Source organism: Amycolatopsis sp. PSD-21, assembly GCF_055561455.1.
This window is the reverse complement of sequence record NZ_CM145712.1, coordinates 1,804,354-1,822,515: the sequence shown is the minus strand read 5'-3', so window position 1 is coordinate 1,822,515 and position 18,162 is coordinate 1,804,354. Positions and strand designations below refer to the sequence as shown.

General features: G+C 67.7%; 19 protein-coding genes and 2 pseudogenes. 10 read left to right on the top strand and 11 right to left on the bottom strand.

Annotation, left to right across the window (positions count from 1 at the left end):
* Positions 1–66: 66 nt before the first annotated feature.
* Positions 67–296, top strand: a pseudogene (locus tag ACZ1DY_RS08970) (IS30 family transposase); the annotation flags it as partial.
* Between the two features lie 202 nt (positions 297–498).
* On the opposite strand, the gene ACZ1DY_RS08965 reads toward ACZ1DY_RS08970, so the two are convergent.
* The 7 genes and pseudogenes from ACZ1DY_RS08965 to ACZ1DY_RS08935 all read right to left on the bottom strand — a co-directional run bounded on the left by ACZ1DY_RS08965 (position 499) and on the right by ACZ1DY_RS08935 (position 4,836).
* Positions 499–1,304, bottom strand: a protein-coding gene (locus ACZ1DY_RS08965; RefSeq protein WP_465484100.1) for an IS5 family transposase whose coding sequence is annotated in 2 segments (ribosomal slippage) — positions 499–959 and positions 959–1,304 — 807 coding nt in all. Because the reading frame shifts where the segments join, the coding sequence is not laid out codon by codon here.
* Positions 1,305–2,067: 763 nt separating this feature from the next.
* Positions 2,068–2,190, bottom strand: a complete 123-nt coding sequence (locus tag ACZ1DY_RS08960) for an ANTAR domain-containing protein (RefSeq protein WP_158077458.1) — start codon at positions 2,188–2,190, stop codon at positions 2,068–2,070.
* On the bottom strand, positions 2,187–2,516 hold the full coding sequence (locus ACZ1DY_RS08955; RefSeq protein ID WP_076153553.1) for a PAS domain-containing protein: 330 nt from the start codon (positions 2,514–2,516) through the stop codon (positions 2,187–2,189). Before ACZ1DY_RS08955 ends, ACZ1DY_RS08960 begins: the two co-directional genes overlap by 4 nt.
* Before the next feature lie 175 nt (positions 2,517–2,691).
* Positions 2,692–2,856 (bottom strand): annotated as a pseudogene (locus ACZ1DY_RS08950) (DUF6114 domain-containing protein); the annotation flags it as partial.
* Between the two features lie 132 nt (positions 2,857–2,988).
* A complete protein-coding gene (locus tag ACZ1DY_RS08945) occupies positions 2,989–3,408 on the bottom strand; it encodes a DUF6114 domain-containing protein (RefSeq protein WP_051172179.1) in 420 nt (139 codons plus the stop codon).
* A complete protein-coding gene (locus tag ACZ1DY_RS08940) occupies positions 3,408–3,968 on the bottom strand; it encodes a DUF6230 family protein (protein ID WP_043832425.1) in 561 nt (186 codons plus the stop codon). Before ACZ1DY_RS08940 ends, ACZ1DY_RS08945 begins: the two co-directional genes overlap by 1 nt.
* Positions 3,969–4,185: 217 nt before the next feature.
* Complete coding sequence (locus ACZ1DY_RS08935; protein WP_465484099.1) at positions 4,186–4,836, bottom strand: TetR/AcrR family transcriptional regulator; 651 nt, start codon at positions 4,834–4,836, stop codon at positions 4,186–4,188.
* A 193-nt stretch (positions 4,837–5,029) separates the two neighbouring features.
* On the opposite strand from ACZ1DY_RS08935, the gene ACZ1DY_RS08930 reads away from it, so the two are divergent.
* The 5 genes from ACZ1DY_RS08930 to ACZ1DY_RS08910 all read left to right on the top strand — a co-directional run bounded on the left by ACZ1DY_RS08930 (position 5,030) and on the right by ACZ1DY_RS08910 (position 10,265).
* Entirely contained in the window at positions 5,030–5,902 is an 873-nt protein-coding gene (locus ACZ1DY_RS08930; protein WP_043832427.1) for an alpha/beta fold hydrolase, read from the top strand.
* A 926-nt stretch (positions 5,903–6,828) separates the two neighbouring features.
* Positions 6,829–8,226, top strand: coding sequence for a fatty acid desaturase (locus tag ACZ1DY_RS08925; RefSeq protein ID WP_043832429.1), 1,398 nt, complete (start codon positions 6,829–6,831; stop codon positions 8,224–8,226).
* Positions 8,226–8,417, top strand: a complete 192-nt coding sequence (locus ACZ1DY_RS08920) for a ferredoxin (RefSeq protein WP_043832431.1) — start codon at positions 8,226–8,228, stop codon at positions 8,415–8,417. The genes ACZ1DY_RS08925 and ACZ1DY_RS08920 overlap by 1 nt, the downstream gene beginning before the upstream one ends.
* A 2-nt stretch (positions 8,418–8,419) precedes the next feature.
* Complete coding sequence (locus ACZ1DY_RS08915) at positions 8,420–9,634, top strand: NAD(P)/FAD-dependent oxidoreductase (RefSeq protein ID WP_043832433.1); 1,215 nt, start codon at positions 8,420–8,422, stop codon at positions 9,632–9,634.
* Position 9,635: 1 nt separating this feature from the next.
* Complete coding sequence (locus ACZ1DY_RS08910; RefSeq protein WP_043832435.1) at positions 9,636–10,265, top strand: TetR/AcrR family transcriptional regulator; 630 nt, start codon at positions 9,636–9,638, stop codon at positions 10,263–10,265.
* A 65-nt stretch (positions 10,266–10,330) separates the two neighbouring features.
* Here ACZ1DY_RS08910 and ACZ1DY_RS08905 read toward each other — a convergent pair whose 3' ends face one another.
* From ACZ1DY_RS08905 to ACZ1DY_RS08890, 4 genes are all read right to left on the bottom strand, one after another.
* Positions 10,331–11,425: a BtrH N-terminal domain-containing protein gene (locus tag ACZ1DY_RS08905; RefSeq protein ID WP_043832437.1), complete on the bottom strand. Its 1,095-nt coding sequence runs from the start codon at positions 11,423–11,425 to the stop codon at positions 10,331–10,333.
* A gap of 344 nt (positions 11,426–11,769) precedes the next feature.
* A complete protein-coding gene (locus ACZ1DY_RS08900) occupies positions 11,770–12,915 on the bottom strand; it encodes an acyl-CoA dehydrogenase family protein (RefSeq protein ID WP_043832439.1) in 1,146 nt (381 codons plus the stop codon).
* An 88-nt stretch (positions 12,916–13,003) separates the two neighbouring features.
* A complete protein-coding gene (locus ACZ1DY_RS08895) occupies positions 13,004–13,501 on the bottom strand; it encodes a PaaI family thioesterase (protein ID WP_043832442.1) in 498 nt (165 codons plus the stop codon).
* 105 nt (positions 13,502–13,606) lie between these two features.
* On the bottom strand, positions 13,607–14,224 hold the full coding sequence (locus ACZ1DY_RS08890) for a TetR/AcrR family transcriptional regulator (RefSeq protein ID WP_043832444.1): 618 nt from the start codon (positions 14,222–14,224) through the stop codon (positions 13,607–13,609).
* Between the two features lie 89 nt (positions 14,225–14,313).
* On the opposite strand from ACZ1DY_RS08890, the gene ACZ1DY_RS08885 reads away from it, so the two are divergent.
* The 4 genes from ACZ1DY_RS08885 to ACZ1DY_RS08870 all read left to right on the top strand — a co-directional run bounded on the left by ACZ1DY_RS08885 (position 14,314) and on the right by ACZ1DY_RS08870 (position 18,156).
* Positions 14,314–15,246 carry an SDR family oxidoreductase gene (locus ACZ1DY_RS08885; RefSeq protein WP_063697638.1) on the top strand — a complete coding sequence of 311 codons (933 nt, stop codon included), beginning with the start codon at positions 14,314–14,316 and terminating at the stop codon, positions 15,244–15,246.
* Positions 15,243–16,289 (top strand): LLM class flavin-dependent oxidoreductase, encoded by a 1,047-nt coding sequence (locus ACZ1DY_RS08880; RefSeq protein ID WP_051172181.1) that lies wholly within the window; start codon positions 15,243–15,245, stop codon positions 16,287–16,289. The genes ACZ1DY_RS08885 and ACZ1DY_RS08880 overlap by 4 nt, the downstream gene beginning before the upstream one ends.
* Positions 16,290–16,300: 11 nt before the next feature.
* Positions 16,301–17,761, top strand: a complete 1,461-nt coding sequence (locus tag ACZ1DY_RS08875) for a cytochrome P450 (RefSeq protein ID WP_051172182.1) — start codon at positions 16,301–16,303, stop codon at positions 17,759–17,761.
* A 221-nt stretch (positions 17,762–17,982) separates the two neighbouring features.
* The gene (locus ACZ1DY_RS08870) at positions 17,983–18,156 is read left to right on the top strand and encodes a hypothetical protein (protein WP_157376274.1); all 174 of its coding nucleotides are present in this window, start codon (positions 17,983–17,985) and stop codon (positions 18,154–18,156) included.
* Positions 18,157–18,162: the final 6 nt, after the last annotated feature.

Genomic DNA, 18,162 nt, shown 5'->3' with positions numbered 1-18,162 from the left:
TGACCCCCTGGTTCGGCTTGGGTTCCAGTACTTGTCGCAACACTCCTGGTAGAAGAGGGCGTACTGATGACGAGGCGTGGAGCGAAGCGGCGGTTGGATCTTGAGTCGCGGTACTGGCAGTTGGTTCTGGCGGGTGTAGGGACGGTGGAGGCGTGCCAGATCGCGGGATTGGCCGTAAAACCGGCTACCGCTGGCGGGCGGAGAACGGCGAGCTTCCACCCGCATTGGTTGCCGAGGAGACCCGGTCGAGCCGGTATCTGTCTCGGGTGGAGCGGCAGCGGATCGCCACTCTTCGACGAACCGGTCAATGGCGCGGGGTGCTAACCGAGTGTTAGGGAAGCCCCGAGGGAAGAGCTGAATCGCGATGACCACTGGACCTGAGCACGACTCCTCTCGACCAGACAGGCCGGACCCGATCAGGAAAAGCCCATCCGGCGAGCACAACGATGACGAGCAGCCCGAGCCTGAGGCCGATCACGACCAGAGTAAGAGCGTGTCTCACTTGGTGAGTTTCTTGTAGCAGGTGATGATGGCGCCGAGGGTGAGGAAGGCGAGGAAGTGGCTGGGTTTGCGTTCGTAGCGGATGGTCAGGCGCCGGTAGCCGGTCAGCCAGGCGATCGTCCTCTCGATGACCCACCGGTGTTTGCCTAGTTTATGGGCGGATTCGGTGCCTTTGCGGGCGATGCGCGGGATGATCCGGCGCTGGCGGAGCCACGCGCGCAGGGCGGGGATGTCGTAGGCCTTGTCTGCGTGCAGCTTGGCCGGTTTCCTCCGTCGTGGTCCGCGGCGGGTGCGGATGGCGGGGATCGCGTTGACCAGGGGTTTGAGTGCCAGGCTGTCGTGGGTGTTGGCGGCGGAGATCCCGACAGTCAGGGGCAGGCCGGCCCGGTCGGACAGCGCGTGGATCTTCGAGCCGGGTTTGCCGCGGTCGACCGGGCTCGGACCGGTCAGTCCGCCCCTTTTTTTGCCCTGACGGAGGCTCCGTCGAGGACCGCGCGGGACCAGTCGATCAACCCCTGGCTGCCCAGTTCGTCCAGCACTGCCCGATGCACATCGCGCCACAGTCCAGCGGCTGTCCACTCGGCGAACCGGCGATGCGCGGTGGGTACCGTGACTCCGAAACTGGGCGGCAGATGCCGCCAGGCACACCCGCTGGTCAGCACGAACACGATCGCGGTGAACACAGCCCGATCGTCCACCCGGGACATTCCACCACCCTGTGGGCGCGTCTTCCCCGGCGGGATGAGCGGTTCGACCAGCGCCCACAACTCGTCCGGAACCAGCCGCCGCGACAACTCGTCCATCACAAGTCATGATCTTGCCCGCACCTCAATCAAGATCCAAGTGAGACACGCTCTAATGAGTTGGATACGCGCGTCGCCTCAAGTGGTATGCGCCCCTACGGCGGCGATCCAGATCCCGAGAGGGAGAAAGGCACCTTGCCGGGGAAGTGGCACGACCACCAGATCAACAAGCAGAAAGATCGGTAGTCTGCTGCCCAGTGAATGCCCCATGCTGAGTGAGCATCAACCGCATGTGGAGTTACGGGTGACGAGGCAACTGGAGCAGCGACGCGATCGTTCCGACTGTTCGGCATCGTGGCTACCATTTTATGGCCTCAGATCAACAACTACTTACCGCCATCAGCGAACGACGGTCGCGACGCAGACCCGGTTCAGGCTGAATTTCAAGCGACGGAATACCCACGAAGTGCCCTGGCGATACCACGTCAAGGACAAGACCAAAAAGACCAGTATCTATTCCCTGGAGATGCGAGTCAGCTACCGCTGATCGCACCGAGGCCAGCAGGGACGAAGAGTCCAGCCCGGCCGCTGCGACAGATGCACGACGCCATCATCCACGCCACGTGGCGAGCCGGGAGGATATGTCGGCGTCGGCGAGCTTCCCCTTCCGCATAGCAGGATGTGAATGATTCGCAGCAGGACACGTCAGCCGCTCGGTTGCTCAGTTGGAGCGGGGGCACTCGGCCAGGGTGAGGAAGTGGTGAGTGAACTCTTGATTGCTCTGCTCCGAGATGTGTTGCTGTTTCGTCATACCATCGACCAGTCAGGCGGCGAGTTCACGCACTTTCACGTTGTGTTCCTGCGATTGCCAGCGCAACAGTGACCACGCCACAGCATTATCAATGCTGTAGGTCAGCATCAACGTTTTTTTGGCCTGTTCAATCACTGCTCGAGTGCTGAGCGCGGCGTCCAGTTGGTGGTCCACCTCGGTCTGGACGTCCAGGTCGGGCTCTCCGTGAGGTCCACAATGTATCCGGATACCCGTTGCACCTGGCCCTGTTCGTCATGGTGGCCCTCGCCGAGCACGACCACGTGTCGTACCTGCTGATGTGTATCGATGATGCGGTGGTAGTAGGAGAATGGCTCGCCGGTTGCCAGCGCCTTGTCGAGTACCTCGTTGGCGCGAGGCCGTTCCTCCGGGTGTTTGTGCTCTAGCAGCAACTGCGTACTTGGCTCGATCTCGCCCGGTTCGTAGCCGTGAATCAGGTACACCCCCGTCGTCCACTCTCAGGAATCGCGAGCCCGTTCGTAGGTGTAGCGGCCGATCCGATGGACACTGTCCGCGCCCAGCGGATTGGACAGGTGCCGCTTCTCTGCATCATCGGTCATGTCATCACCCCCTTCCACTCAGGAGTGATGGTGGCGGCCATGACGATGACCCGCTGACTCAACCGACAGCAGCAACGCCAGCGGCGGGCATGCCGAGCAGGAAGCCGCCCAGGTTGGTGTAGAGGAACGAGGCCAGAGCCGTCAGGACGAGCGCGACGCCGAGCGGTGCGTGGTGTTGGGGCTGGGTCCAGAGCAACACACCGAGGGCGATCATTCCGCCCCCGAGTAGGAATCCGAATCACAGCCTCAAAGATCATGGCTGCAGACCACGATCTCTGCCCAGATTCAACAAGTTGGTTCCCTCTCTGACACCAGCCGCTTGACACAGAGAGGTGCAGCTCGCGTTACGGTCCCGTCAGGAGCGGGGCCTCGGGGTCGGAGAGGGTCGTGGGTGCGGCGGTGTTGGTCGTTTCGTCGCGCTGGGGGTCCAGGCGAACCCGAGGCTGCCGCCGATAATGCTCAGCAGCATGCCGATCAGGAAGCCGCCGAGGTTGGAATAGACGAATGAGGCGAGGGCGAGCAGGACGATTGCGATGCCGAGCATGACTCGCTGCTCGGGGAGAAACCACAGCAGCGGGCCCATGGCCGCGATCAGCCCACCGAGCAGGAACCCGGCCAGCCCCGCGACACCGGGCAGCGCCAGCACGGTGAACTGGTTGGCGGGTAACAGCAGGATGATCAGCCCACCGGCCAGAGTGACCACGCCACCCCAGAACGGTCGGCCCCGCCGCCACCGAACCGAGGCCGCCCACCAACGACCCCAGGACAGCTCCACTAGAAGCACTCCTTGACGTCGGTCCCGGCGGTCAGGTCGACCGCGGACAGTTTCAGCCCGCTGGTGGTGACCCAGCGGACGTCGGCGTGCAGGTCCAGCAGCACCGACCGCGCGGTGATCGGGAGCGTTCCCTCGTGCCCGGAGTCCACCGGCGTGCCGTCAGGCGCGGTGTCGTGGCGGTTCAACGTGAGGGTGCCCCCGGCCAGGTCAGCGCCGTCGATGTTCTCGATAGCGAACTTGACGTCATCGGCCTGCAGTCGCTGATCGCCTCTGGTCTCGACCCGCAGCACATAGTCTCCGAAGGGGGTTCGCGCCTTGCCCGAGCCGCACAGCCCGGTCGCGCGGACACCGGAGAGCCCGACGACCACGACGGTGTGCTTGCGGCCGTCCTGGGTTTCGAAGAACTGAGGAAAAGTCCCGTAGCCGGTCGCCGACATCTCATCGATTTCGATCTTGATACGGCGTTGACCCTCCGCCGCGATGGAGATCGGCAGCACACCGTTGATCATCCCGCCGACCATCAGCACCACCACGATCAATGCCGGCGTCAGCAGTCCCACGAAGCGGCGCCACCGGGTCCGTCCGCCCCCAACGCTCGCACCCGAGTCGGCTGCATGCCTCGACACCGTTGCCATGACCGACCACCTTCTTTGCGGCGTGCTCACCGGCCGGAGCCTTCGATGCGGCACGCGACTCAATAAGACTAGGAGTCCTGTACCGAGACTAGCAGTCTTGCGCCGGAGACAATAACGCACAGTCCCGGCTCGCACGGTTCGGTCAGCTCACCGTGTGGGCGGCGAGGAAGTCGTCGATGATCCGGGCACAGAACGTCGCGCCGCTGGCTCGTCCGGTGACCAGCCGGTTGAAGATGAGCGGGCCGACCAGCTGCGCTAGCGCCTGATCGGTGTCGATGACCTCGCGCAGGCCGGCACCGGACAGGACGGCGTCGAACGGCTCGCGGTACTGGGCGATGAGTCGGCGCTTCAACGTATGCAGTCGCGGCCGGTCGCTCTCGGGCTCACCGTTGTCGACGTTGTCGACGGGTCCGGCCGGGGACATGCTCAAGCCCAGCCACGACAGCAGCGTCAGGTGCAGCGGAGCGTGCTCGATCAGCGCGGCCTGCTTGGCCAGCAGCGCGAGCAGCCGCTCGCGCAGTGTCCCGCTCTCCGGGGCGGGCGGCACCGGCGGTAGGAGCTGCTCGAACGCGGCCGCCAACAACTCGGTGCCGGTGCCGAAGTGCCGGTAGAGGGTTGCGCGAGAAACGCTGGCGACGCGCGTCACTGCGTCGATGGTGACCGCGTCGATACCGCCCTCGGTCAGTAACCGGGTGGCCGCGTCGATCAGCAGCGCGCGAGAACGCGCGGGCCGGGGATCCTGGCCAGCATTCCCGGGCTCCGACTGGGCGGGCATCGCGGCGTTGGGCGACATCGAGTCCCCTCTCTCTCCTACAGCCAGCAGCCGTTGAGTTCGTGTAATTGATCGTCACACAGTCCCCACATCTGGCCTGTTAACTAATAGTCTAGGACCGATACTGTCAGTCTTAAACCGCGTGGTCTGCCGCGCCGCACAGCCCGAGCGGTCGACAGTTCGCGCGAGACAACACCCAGAAGAGGTTCAGCCCGTGACCACTGGCCCCACCACCGTCCACTACCAGTGCAAAGGCATCACTCTCGCCGGCGACCACTGGACACCGGACACGAGCACCCACCCGCGCGGCACTGCCATCCTGCTCCACGGCGTCGGACAGACCCGCAAATCCTGGCAGCGCACCGCCGCCCGCCTCGCCGCCGACGGCTGGTCCGCGCTGACCCTCGACGCCCGAGGCCATGGCGACAGCGACTGGGCCTGCCCCGACGGCTACACCCTCGAGCACCTCGTCGACGACCTCACCCACATCGGCCGAACGTGCGAGGACAGGCCCGTGCTCGTCGGAGCCTCCATGGGCGGCCTCACCGCCCTGGTCGCCCAAGCGCACCACGACCTCGGCCGCGCCCTGGTCATGGTCGACATCGCCCCGCAGATGAACACCACCGGCGCCGAACGCATCCTCAGATTCATGGGTCAACACCGCGAGGGATTCGCCACCCTCGACGACGCCGCCGCCGCGCTCGCGGACTACAACCCGCATCGAACCACGCCCGGCAGCACCCGCGGGCTGCGCAAGAACCTCCGCAAACATCGCGACGGGCGCTGGTACTGGCACTGGGATCCCCAACTTCTCCAGTTCATGGCCGATCCCGCTGCGTTCACCGACACCCTGCGCCAAATCGATGACGCGGCGCACCAGATCACCGCACCCACCCTGCTCATCCGCGGCGAACTGTCCGACGTCATCGACCAAGGCTCCGTCGAGCACCTCCTCGATCGCATCCCCACCGCCAGCAGCATGACCATCGCCAACACCGGCCACATGATCGTCGGCGACGACAACGACTTCTTTACCACTGCCCTGCTCGACTACCTCAACCACCTCCCAGCCACTCCCGACACGTGACACGACCGATCGTCGCCCACCCGAGCCGCCCACCAAGGCGAGCAGGACATCGTCAACCCGCCGAGTAGCGACCCCGCCAGCACCTGTTTGAACCAGCCGCGCCCAACGTCCGCTCAGCTCGCCATAGGGCTCCTACCACGTCTTTCGGCAGCGACCTGGAGATAACACGCGGGCCGATGAAGTTCTCCAATCGCCGCTTGACTCCGTGGTGCCACTGCACCTTCGATCCCGCCCGCCGGGTTCAATTCGCCGTCCCGGTACACCCCGCACCAGCCATCTACGCGGCTGCGGCTTTGATTGCGGTAATCAGTGAGCTTGCCCCAGTTTCACGGACACACCGGGTGTGCGGTCAGGCCGCGTCGGCCGCCGATGAGAACTCGCCCGTCGGGTCGCCCGCAGTTCCGACGTACGTGACCGCAAGGCAGGTGGGTCAGCGGGCCGTCGATGAGATCGGCGAAGGCGTGTAGGTGGTCTCGGCAGACCTCGGCATCAAAGATCTGACCCTGGGTGTCGCGGGATTGGCTACGGCGCCGGAGGGCGCCGCACCGGGTTCCACCGTGTTCGCTGACGCCCGACGATGGCAGCCTGGACCACGGCATTTGCCACCACAGTAACCGAGAACAAACGTCCCCGTGCGGGCGGAGACGACGGTACCGACGCAGTAGACGTTCCATGGCCCCAGACCTGCGGTCCTCTCCCGCGACGATGGCCGCCCAAGCTGGCCAGCTTGGGCGCCGCCTCCGTCCGGAACGCGCCTGGATTCACATCCATTGGAACGCGGCGGTCGTCGTGCTGCAGAGGTGTCTCAGTTCAGTAGGTTCGCCCGGGACCTGCGCGACGATGGCGGGTACTTTTACACAATCTCCAATCTTGTCAAGAGCGCTGTACGTGTTGTACGGTTTTGTCAACTAGCTGAGGAGGGTGAGATGAGCGGTAAGAAGGCAACGGTGCCCGCTGGCTCGACGCAGCAGTGGACTGACCGCAAGCGCTACCTGTGGCTGATCGGCCTGGTGGTGCCGTCACTGGCGTTCCTGGCGATCGCGATGCACGCGGTGACCGGCTGGGGCGTGTGGTTCTGGATCGGTCCGATCGTGATCCTGCTCGTGGTCCCGGCGATCGACTTGGTCGCCGGCCTGGACCGCAGCAATCCGCCCGACGATGTTATCGAGCAACTCGAGAACGACCGCTACTACCGCTGGATCACCTACTTGTTCCTGCCTATCCAGTACGCGGCGTTCATTTTCGCGTTCTGGCTGATCGCGCGGGGAGAGCTGTCTGTCGTGGACAAGATCGGCCTGGCCGCCACGATCGGGTGTATCGGCGGGATCGGTATCAACACCGCGCACGAGCTCGGGCACAAGAAGGAGAGCCATGAGCGGTGGTTGTCGAAGATCGCGCTGGCGCAGAGTTTCTATGGGCACTTTTACATCGAGCACAACCGCGGCCACCACGTGCGCGTGGCGACTCCGGAGGACCCGGCGAGCAGCCGCGTGGGGGAAAGCTTCTACCGATTCTGGCCGCGTACCGTCTTCGGTTCGTTGAAGTCGGCCTGGGAGCTGGAGCGTAACCGCTACGCACGTCGTGGGCAGCACCCGTTCCGGATCGGCAACGACGTGCTCAACGCGTGGCTGATGTCGGCCGTGCTGTGGACCGCGATGATCGCGTGGCTGGGCGTCGGCATTGTTCCCTACCTGCTGATCCAGGCGGTGATCGGGTTCTCGCTGCTGGAGATCGTGAATTACATGGAGCACTACGGGATGCTGCGCCAGCAGGTGGGCACGCCTAAGCGGCGCCGCTACGAGCGGGTCGATCCCAGTCACAGCTGGAACTCCAACAACATCGCCACGAACGTCCTGCTCTACCACCTGCAGCGGCACAGCGACCACCACGCCAACCCCACCCGCCGATACCAGACACTGCGCGACTTCGCCGAGTCGCCGGTATTGCCCACCGGGTACGCCGGGATGATCGTGTTGGCGCTCATCCCGCCGCTGTGGCGCCGGGTGATGGACCCGCGCGTGGTCGCCCACTTCGACGGCGACATCAGCCGCGCCAACATCCAGCCGGGCAAGCGGGCGAAGGTACTCGTCCGGTATGGCGCCACCGACGCGCCCGAAGTCGTCGCCGCCGACGCCGGAGGTGACGCGACGGACGGCGGGATGTGCCCCGGCTGCGGCTATGTCTACGACGAGAAGCTCGGCGACCCGCGCGAAGGGTTCCCTGCGGGCACGCCGTGGTCGGCGATCCCGGACTCCTGGTGCTGCCCGGATTGCGGCGTCCGGGAGAAGGTCGACTTCGTGGCCCCGGGGCGGGTGAGCGCGTGATGCGGATTGAAGCCGACCGGGACAGGTGCGAGGGCCTCGGTATGTGCGAGGCGATGGCGCCCGACTTCTTCGAGGTGGGCGATGACGGCAGGGTCGTCGTGCACGAGGAACACCCAGACGAGGAACACCGGCAGGACCTCACCGCTGCGGTCGACGCCTGTCCGGTGCTCGCGTTGAAGCTGAGGGACTGACCGTGACACTCGTGGTGGTCGGCGCTTCGCTGGCTGGGCTGCGCGCGGTGGAGTCCGCGCGCCGCGTCGGCTACGACGGCCGGATTGTGCTGATCGGCGCGGAGGAACAGCTGCCCTACGACCGGCCACCGCTGTCGAAGGCGTTCCTCGACCCGGACGGCCCCGCCAGTGTGGAGCCCTTCCGCAGCGAGACTGAGTTGCGCGAGGACCTCGGTGTCGAGCTGATGCTGGGAGCACCTGCGGACGGGCTCGACACCGAGGTTCGGGAAGTGTCGGTGTCCGGCACGATGGTGCGCTACGAGGCGTTGGTGCTCGCGACCGGCGCCACGGCACGGCGGTTCCCCGGCTCCGATGGCTGCGCCGGAGTCCACACCTTGCGGACGGCGCAGGACGCCGCCGCGGTACGCGCCGGGTTGGATCGGGGCGCGCGCACCGTCGTGATCGGCGCCGGCTTCATCGGTTCGGAGGTCGCCTCCGCGGCACGCAAGCGGGGCTTGCCGGTCACGGTCGTCGAGACGCTGGACCTGCCACTCGTCCGCTCGGTCGGGCGGCAGGTTGGCTCCGTCTGCGCCGACCTGCACCGCGCGGCGGGCACTGACCTGCGGTTGTCCACCCAGGTCATGCGGCTGGAGGCGGCGGATGGCGTGGTGACCGGGGTGCGGTTGTCCACCGGGGAGGTCCTGCCCGCGGACCTCGTCGTGGCCGGTACCGGGGTCTACCCGGCCACCCGCTGGCTCGAGGGCAGCGGCGTGCCGTTGCACGAGCGTGACCGCGGCGTGGTCTGCGACGCCACCCTGTCAACCGGCCTATCGGGTGTGTACGCGGCGGGCGACGTGGCCCATGTGGTCAACCCGCTGTTCGACGACGAGTCGATGCGACTAGAGCACTGGACGAACGCCGCCGAGCAGGGAGCGGCCGCCGCCCGACACGCCCTCGACCCGGCCGCCGCGCGCCCACTGGCGGCAGTGCCTTACTTCTGGTCCGACTGGTACGGCCACCGCATCCAGTTCGTCGGCACTTCACGCGCCGAGGAGGTGGTGGTCGCCGTGCCGGCCGAGGCCGGGTTCACGGCGCTGTACCGGCGCGGCGACCGGATCGTCGGCGCGCTCACCGTGGACCGGCCGCGCGAGATCATGAAGTACCGGCGGCGCATCGCCGCCCGGGGGTCGTGGGCGGAAGCGGTCGCGTTCGCGGCCACCACCGGGGCGGTCGCCTAGGATGGCGGCCATGGGCGGGACTCTCTCAGCCGCGTCCGCCGTGGGCGGCCAGTACCGGCAGCCGATCATCGCCGCGGCGATCGAGTTGACAGCTCGCACCGGCTGGTCGGCGGTCACCATGGCGCGGCTGGCCGAACACGTCGGCGTCAGCCGCCAGACCGTCTACAACGAGATTGGGTCCAAGGCCGCGCTGGCCGACGCCATGGTCGCCCACGAGCTGGACCGGTTCCTCACCGTCGTCGGCGACGCCTTCGACCGCCACCCAACCGACCTCGTCGAGGCGATCTATGCCGCGGTGCGTAACGTGCTGGAACTCGCCGCCGACAATCTCCTGCTCCGCGCGATCGCCTCCGCCACCCATGGCACGGACACCGAACTACTCCCACTGCTGACCACACAGGCGGGCACCCTGATCACCCGGACCAAAGCAATGCTCACACACCGCGTGGCGTCCTACCGGCCAGGGCTCACAGTTGAGCAGATCGGTGTGGTGGTCGACGCGATCGTCCGGACAGTCCTCAGCCACGTCATGCAACCCTCGCAGACCCCAGCGCACACCGCGGACGGTCTCGCCTGGCTGGCCTCCCGCGTGCTTGACCAGCCCTCCCGGAAGCCCCTGCGCTACGGCTGACGCGGGCGGGGCTGACGCGGTGGACCGGCCGTTTCGCCGAGTACGCTCTCTCGCGCGCTCCCCGGCTAGCCAGGGTCCGCGCCGTTGGTGTCTCCCGCGGTGAGGTCGCGGGCGAGGATCTGGAGGTCGTCCGCGGCGCGTTGCTCCAGTGCGGGCAAGTGGCGGGCGGCGGCGTGGATGGTGTGGATGCGGGTGAGCGCGTCGGTTTTGCTGGTGGCGATGGCGGCGAGGTCGCTCCACAGGCGGGCGAGTCGGGTGTAGGTGTCGGCGGCTTGCCGAGCGGTCGACAGCTGTGTGCGGCGGGCCAGGTAGCTGAGGTAGTCGGCTTGCAGTCGGCGGAACAGGCCTCCGCCGGTCCCGGCTTTCTCGATGAAGGCGGCCAGGGCGAACAGCGTGGTGTCGAGCTGGTCGGAGGAGAACAGTTCGGGCCAGCGGCTGAGGTCGTCGACGAAGGTAGCTACGCCGTCCACACCGTGTCCCTCCACCAGACCTGGAGTGCCGTGGGTAATGCTGTCAAACATTGGTTCGGGGTCGCGCAGAGCTCGGGCGGCCGCGTGGCAGGCGTCAGCGGTGACGTCGGCGAGGGGCGGCAGCTGGGTGGGGTAGCGCAGCCGGTAGGTGGTGTGCCGGGTAGGGGTGGGAAAGCCGGTGGACGCCCGAGCGCGGGCGAGCGCATCGTAGGGGACGTGTTGCGGGTCGGGGCGGTCATTGTCGACGACGGTGGCGGTGTGGCTGTCGTCGTTGTAGCCGACGATGACGATGTCGTGGCGGCTCATGCTCAGCCGGACCCGCAGGTAGGGGAGTTCGGCGATGTCGGCCCAGCACAACACGGGGTAGCCCTGGTCAAGTTCGTCGCGGACCCAGGCCCAGCCTTCGTCGGGGTCGTCGGTGGTGTCGTGGGTGGCGGTGATTCCGAGACGGCGGGTGAAGTCGACGGTGAGGTCGGGGCCGCGGCCGACCAGGTAGATCGGTGGGGTCATAGCCGGATGGCGCAGGTAGGTGAAGCCGAGCGCGCCGCCGAGACCGAAGATGGTGCCCTCGTCGAGGGGTGTGGACTCGTAAGACAAACCGGCCCAGTGCAGCAGGTCGCGCAGCGCCCCGGAGCCGCAGTGCCCGGCCAACTCGTGCGGGTAGTCAGTGATGTGCTGCTGGTCAGTCACGGGTGGCTCCTGTACTAATCGCGGGCGGTCTATGCGATGTGTGAGTGGTATGCGGGTGCCCACAGGGTCAGCGGGATCGTGGCGATGACGGTGCGGTGCACTGCCTTGGACAGGGAGTCGGTGGCACCGCCGCGCACCTGGGTCGGCAGCGTGGCGGTGGTGGCACCGAGGTGGGTGCGGTAGCTGCTGGCGAGCAGACTGCCGGCGATCGCGATTGCGGCCCCGATTCCCTGGGCGGCGTCGTTGACCGGACGTAGATGTCGCCAACGCCCTGCCCCACCTCGACGTCTCCGGCACCGCGACGTGGTGCGACAGCCGGATGGCATGGTGACGGGTCCTTCGAGCTACAGGGTGCGGGCGATGATTTCCTTCATGATCTCGTTGGTGCCGCCGTAGATCTTCTGTACGCGCTGGTCGGTCCAGGCGCGGGCGATGCGGTACTCGCTCATGTAGCCGTAGCCGCCGTGGAGTTGGAGACAGTTGTCGATCACGTGCATGGCTCGGTCGCTGCACCACCACTTGAGCATGGCGGCGGTGGCCACGTCGAGGCCGCCGTCGAGGTGGCGGCTGATGCAGTCGTCGAGGAACACGCGGCAGACCCGGGCCTCGGTTGCGGCCTCGGCAAGGGTGAACCTGGTGTTCTGAAAGGAGAAGATCTCCCTGCCGAAGGCCTGGCGGTTCCTGGTGTAGGTGAGTGTGTCGAGCAGAGCCGCTTCCAGGGCGGCGACCGAGGTGATGCCGATGAGCAGCCGCTCCTGCGGGAGTTGCTGCATCAGCTGGCCGAAACCCTGGCCCTCGGCGGTGCCGAGGAGGTTGGAGGCCGGGACGCGGACGTCGTCGAAGAACAACTCGGCGGTGTCCTGCCCGTGCAGGCCGATCTTGTCCAGCACACGGCCGCGACGGAACCCCGCGCGGCCGGATTCCACCACGACCAGCGAAATGCCGTCGGCGCCCCGGGACGGATCGGTCTTGGTCACCACGATCGCCAGGTCGGCCTGGCCGCCGTTGGTGATGAAGGTCTTCGCGCCGTTGATCACGTAGCTGTCGCCGTCACGGATCGCCTTCGTCGTCACATTCTGCAGGTCCGAGCCGGTCCCCGGCTCGGTCATGGCGATGGCACCCACCCATTCGCCGGAGGCGAGTTTGGGCAGCCATGCCTGCTTCTGGTCCTCGGTGCCGTAGGCGAGGATGTAGTGCGCCACGATCGCGTTGTGCAGCCCCACGCCCCAGCAGCTGTCGCCACTGGCGGCCTGCTCTTCCAGCAGTACGGCCTCGTGCGCGAACGAACCGCCGCCTCCACCGTAGTCCTCCGGGATGGACAAGCACAGCAACCCCACCTGCCCGGCGGTGGTCCAGAGGTCCCGGTCGACACTTTTCTGCTCGGCCCAGCGCTGCTGGTTCGGGGCCAGTTCTTTCCGGCAGAACTGACGGGCCAGATCACGGAACTCTTCAACATCATCGGTGTTCCACCGGCTGCGGTACTCAGCCATAGCGTGTCTCCCTCCGAGTCGTGGTGGTTTCCGGGCTTGGGCATATCTCGAACCCGGCGCCGACGTGCGGGACGACAGAGGTTCGCCCTCAGCGGTCCTTGCGGTCGTGTGGTTGGTGCCGGGTGAACATGGCCTGGACGTCGGCTTCAAGGCCGTGCGGGGCGAAGTGGTTGTGGTCGACGACGACGAACAGGGCCTCGGCGGTGAACCGGGTGATGCCGTCGTGGCCGGTGCCGGTGGCCTCCAGGTGGAGTCGCCGGCCGTGCCGCCGCTGCAGGCCTGCGGTGATGCGGTGCGGCTGGCCCAGCGGCACCGGCGCGAGATAGTCGACGGTCAACCTCCGCGTGACGGCCATCTCTTCCACGACGTAGAGGACGAACCCGAACAGGTCGTCGCAGGCCGCCGAGATCGCGCCACCGTGTGCCAGGCCCGGGGCGCCGCGATGCCGCGCGTCGAAGGTGACGTCGGTGACCACGCTGTCCCCGTCGCGGGAGACGGCCAGGTGCAGACCCGCCGGGTTGTCCGGCCCGCACCCCAGGCACCGTGGATGGTGCGGCGGCAGCGAAGTGAGCGTCGAGTCGGCCATCGCGGTGCCCCCCTCCTTTGCGCCATCGGTGAATGCGAGACTAGTAGTCTCGCTGTGATACTGGGGGTTTAAGAAACGGGTTGTGGCCACCGTCACGCCGCTGGTCTAGTGCCGCTGTGTCGTCGCGGCGAAATGGGCTGCGCCGATGTCGATGATGTCCTGGCGGCTGGCGGGGAGTTCCCCGGTCAGCCAGGCCATGAGTAGTTCGGCGAGGCCGCCGGTGAGCAGCAGACCGGCGATCTGGTCGTGGGGTGGCGGGAGCGCATCGTCGCCGTAGAGGGTGCGGGCTTGGGTGGCGATCAGCTGGGCGAACTCGCGCAGCAGTTCGTGCCGCCGCGCGCGCAGCGGCTCGGCGGCGGATTCCAGCATGGCCACGCGCCCGATGCGCGGGTCGCCGGTGAGCAGGTCGACGAACGCGCCGATCGCCGCTTTGGCTTTCATCTGGGGGTCGCCCTCCGTCTCGGCCAGAGCGCGCAGCCCCACGTCCCGGATCTGCGACGCGATCCGGTCCAGCACCGCCAGCAGCAGCTCATCCCGGTGGGCAAAGCTCTCGTAGAAGTAGCGCTCGGTCAGCCCGGCTCGCGTGCAGACCGCGGTCATCGTGGTCTGCCGCCACCCGTGGGTGCCCAGCAAATCCAACCCGGCCGCCAACAGTTGCTCGCGCCGCTGGTCGCGGCGCTGCTGGGCGCTGATACCCCGATAGCTTCGCTTCGGCACCGACATGCCCCCATCTTGACATACTCTCCTGTCAGAATCATTCTGACCGTGGTTCCTGTCAGAAGTCGGAGCGATCGGCAGCGGAGGCGATACCAGTGGCACAGCAGGTCAACGGGGCTCGAGGGCGCCGGGAGCGGACCGCGCGGCCGCTGCGCGGTGTGGTCGTGGCCATCACCGGGGGATCGCGAGGCATCGGGGCCGCGACCGCGCACACGCTCGCCACAGCCGGGGCGACGGTGGCCGTCGCAGACCTCGATCTCCCCACAGGACAGTGGCTGAGTCAGCACCCGACGGTGCGCGGGTGGCAGGTGGATGTCACCGATGGGGAGGCCTTCACGGCGTTCCTTGACCAGGTCGAGTCGACGTGCGGCCCGCTGGATGTACTGATCAACAATGCCGGGATCATGCCGCTGGGGCCGCTGGGTGAGGAGCCGGGATCGGTGACGGCCCGGCAGGTGGAGCTCAATCTGCACGCGGTGATCCATGGCAGCCAGCAGGCCGTGCGCCGGATGCGGCCGCGCGGGCGGGGGCACATCGTCAATGTGGCCTCGCAGGCGGGCAAGGTGGGCTTCGCTGGGGCGGCCACGTATTGCGCCACCAAACACGGTGTCGTGGGCTTGTCGGAGGCGTTGCGCGCGGAACTGCGGGGCACCGGGGTGGCGGTGTCGTGTGTGATGCCCACGGTGGTGCGGACCGAACTGGCCACCGGTCTGGGTGGGTCCCCGCTGGTGCGGCCGGTGACCGCGCAGCAGGTGGCCGACGCGATCGTGGGCGCGGTGCGCCGGCCGCGGTTCGCTGTGTACGTGCCCCGGTGGCTGGGGGCGGTCAACCGGCTGCTGGAGCTGGTGCCGCGCGCGCTGGCCGATGTCCTGATGCGGGTCTCCGGAGCGGATCGGGTCCTGGCCGGTGCTGACCCGGCTGCCCGGGCCGGTTACGAGGCCCGCGCTGTGCCCGAGCGCGGGCACGACGCACTGGCCAGCCCGGACGCGCTGGCCAATCAGCAGGCGGCGGGAGCGCAACCCTCATGACGAGCGACCCGAGCACCACGGCGACGCAGCGAGGGGTGTCGCTGGTGTGCGCCGGCCACGACGTCCACGAGGTGGCGGCCCTGGCCGCCCACGCGGAACAGGCCGGGTTCGAGTCGGCCTGGGCGGCGGAGTTCTACGACCGTTCGGCCGTGGTGGCCGCGGCGGCGATGGCCGCGGTGACCGAGACGATCACGGTGGGCACCGGGATCGCCTACGGGTTGGGCCGGACCCCGCTGGTGCTGGCCGCCGAGGCGCGGGATCTGGACGCGGTCTGCGGCGGGCGGCTGATCCTGGGGCTGGGGACGGGAACACGGCGCATGCAGCAGGACTGGCACGGCTTGTCCGGTGAGCATCCCGCGCCCCGGATGGAGGAGCTGGTGCCGCTGTTGCGCCGGCTGTGGCGGCTGGATGAAGCTCCGGTGCGGCACGAGGGCCGGTTCTACCGCACCCACGTGGTCCCGACCGCGCCCGTCGCGGCCCCCACGCGGCGGGCGATCCCGGTGTATCTGGCCGGGGTGAACGCGCGCATGGTGCGCGCCGCCGGGGCGGTGGCCGACGGGCTGGTGGGCCATCCCTTGTTTACCCCCGAGTACCTGCGCCACACGGTGCGGCCCGCGCTGCAGGCCGGTGCCGACCGCGCCGGCCGCACCGGGGCGGTGCCGGTCGCCGGCTATGTGATCTGCGCGGTGGATCCCGACGAAAACCACGCCCGCCGACTCGCCGCGGCCCAGATCGCGTTCTATGCCTCGGTGAAAACCTACGACGCCATCCTCGCCCTGCACGACTTCACCGACGAGGCCGCGGCCATCCGCGCCGCCCGCCGCGCCGGTGACCTGGAGGCGATGGTGGCCGCAGTGTCGGACCGGATGATCGACACCATCGCCGTGGCCGGCACGCCTGAGCAGGTCCGCACCCAGTTCACCACGCGGTGGGCGGGCCTGTACGAGCAGACCCTGCTGTATCCACCCTCCTTCGCCGGCCGGTCGGCCACCACCGCCGTCCTGGATGCCTTCGCCCCACTGACCTGCACACCCACCAAATAAGGAGAGCCGCCATGGTCCCCATCGTTGAACGCACCACCCAGGCCGCCCGACAGCGCCTATCGTCGGTACTGGTGGCCCCCGCACCCCAGGCGGTCGACGAGGCGTGGCGCCGGTTCAGCCGCCGCTGGCCCGCCACCGACCTGGCCACCCCGCCCGCAGGCAGCGGCCTGCGACCGGTCCGCGGCGACTTCGGCACACCTGTGGTGGGGCATCTGCTCGACTACATCCGATTCGGCACCGACTTCGGCCGCGAACGCTACGAACGCTACGGCCCGGTCACCTGGATGGGCGCGTTCGGCACCCGCATCGCCACCGTGGCCGGCCCGGAGGCGACGCAGCTGGTGCTGACCAACAAAGACAAGGCCTTTTCCCAGGCCGGGTGGGCATTTCTGATCGACCAGTTCTTCCACCGCGGGCTGATGCTGCTCGACTTCGACGAGCACAAGATGCACCGCCGCATCATGCAGCAGGCCTTCACCCGTGACCGCCTGGCCGGCTACACCCAGCAGGTCGCGCCCTGCGTGCGCGCTAGCGTGCCCACCTGGCCCACCGACCGTCCGGTGCGGTTGTACTGGCTACTCAAACACCTCACTCTAGACATCGCGACCCAGGTGTTCATGGGCGGCCGCGGCGGCTCGACCGACACCGAGCAGATCAACCAGGCCTTCGTGGCCACCGTGCGCGCCGCCAGCGCGCTCGTGCGCGCCCCGCTGCCCGGCACTCGCTGGCGCGCCGGCGTGCGCGGCCGCCGGGTACTGGAAGACTACTTCGCCCAGCACCTACCCGCCGCCCGCGCCAGCACGAGCGAGGACCTCTTCGCCGCGCTGTGCCACGCCACCACTCCGGAGGGCGAGCGGTTCAGCGACGACGACGTCATCAACCACATGATCTTTCTGATGATGGCCGCACACGACACCTCCACCATCACCACCACCGCGGCCGCCTACTACCTCGCCACCCATCCCGAATGGCAAGACCGCGCCCGGCAGGAATCCCTCGCCCTCGGCGACGCCCCGCCCGACATCGACGCCCTGGAAAGCCTGGACACCCTCGACCGGATCATCAAGGAAGCCCTCCGGCTGCTCGCCCCCGTGCCCCTGGTGATGCGCAAGACCGTCACCGACACCGACCTCCTGGGCCACTACCTGCCCGCCGACACCCTCGTCGCCCTCGCCCCAGCCATCAACCACTTCGTACCCGAATGCTGGACCGAGCCCGACACCTTCGACCCCGACCGCTTCGCCGCGGACCGCCGCGAAGACCACACCCACCGCTTCGCCTGGATCCCCTTCGGCGGCGGCGTGCACAAATGCATCGGCATGCACTTCGGCACTCTGGAGGTCAAAGCCATCCTGCACGAGATGTTGCGCAGCTACCGCTGGAGCGTCCCCGATGGCTACCGCATTCGGTGGGATAACACCTCCCTCCCTGTGCCCGCCGACGGACTGCCCGTGCACCTCACCCCCCGTTGACCCACGCACCGCGCCAGCCGAACCGCAAGGACACCGATGATCCCCGAGGCCGGGCCCGCGACCACGGAGGCACACAGCGATGAACGCACCATGAGCCGAGCACCGCGCCAGCGTGCCCTCCCCCGACTCCTGCAGCAGCCGCATCCGGTGGCGATACTTCATCGGCCTGCTCGCCCCCGCCACCCCTCGTGATGGCACTGATGATGCTGGGAGTGCTGCCGGTGTCTGCAGTCGTGCGGGGCCAGCAACGCATCAAGATCGCCCTGGACGAGGTGTTCCGCACACGGGTATGGAACCTACCCACAGTTCTTCCGCCCCGCGACGGACACACCCGGCCCGTGGTCGTGGTCGGCCTGCAGCAGTTGCGCGCCAAAGGCGTCTGCGCTTCCCAGTAAAGTAGA

Coding starts and splice junctions, on each gene's coding strand:
- ACZ1DY_RS08910 (WP_043832435.1), top strand. CDS start 9,636: ATGGCGGCCATGGGCGGGACTCTCTCAGCCGCGTCCGCCGTGGGCGGC.
- ACZ1DY_RS08890 (WP_043832444.1), bottom strand. CDS start 14,224: ATGTCGGTGCCGAAGCGAAGCTATCGGGGTATCAGCGCCCAGCAGCGC.
- ACZ1DY_RS08925 (WP_043832429.1), top strand. CDS start 6,829: ATGAGCGGTAAGAAGGCAACGGTGCCCGCTGGCTCGACGCAGCAGTGG.
- ACZ1DY_RS08935 (WP_465484099.1), bottom strand. CDS start 4,836: ATGTCGCCCAACGCCGCGATGCCCGCCCAGTCGGAGCCCGGGAATGCT.
- ACZ1DY_RS08920 (WP_043832431.1), top strand. CDS start 8,226: ATGCGGATTGAAGCCGACCGGGACAGGTGCGAGGGCCTCGGTATGTGC.
- ACZ1DY_RS08895 (WP_043832442.1), bottom strand. CDS start 13,501: ATGGCCGACTCGACGCTCACTTCGCTGCCGCCGCACCATCCACGGTGC.
- ACZ1DY_RS08880 (WP_051172181.1), top strand. CDS start 15,243: ATGACGAGCGACCCGAGCACCACGGCGACGCAGCGAGGGGTGTCGCTG.
- ACZ1DY_RS08900 (WP_043832439.1), bottom strand. CDS start 12,915: ATGGCTGAGTACCGCAGCCGGTGGAACACCGATGATGTTGAAGAGTTC.
- ACZ1DY_RS08875 (WP_051172182.1), top strand. CDS start 16,301: ATGGTCCCCATCGTTGAACGCACCACCCAGGCCGCCCGACAGCGCCTA.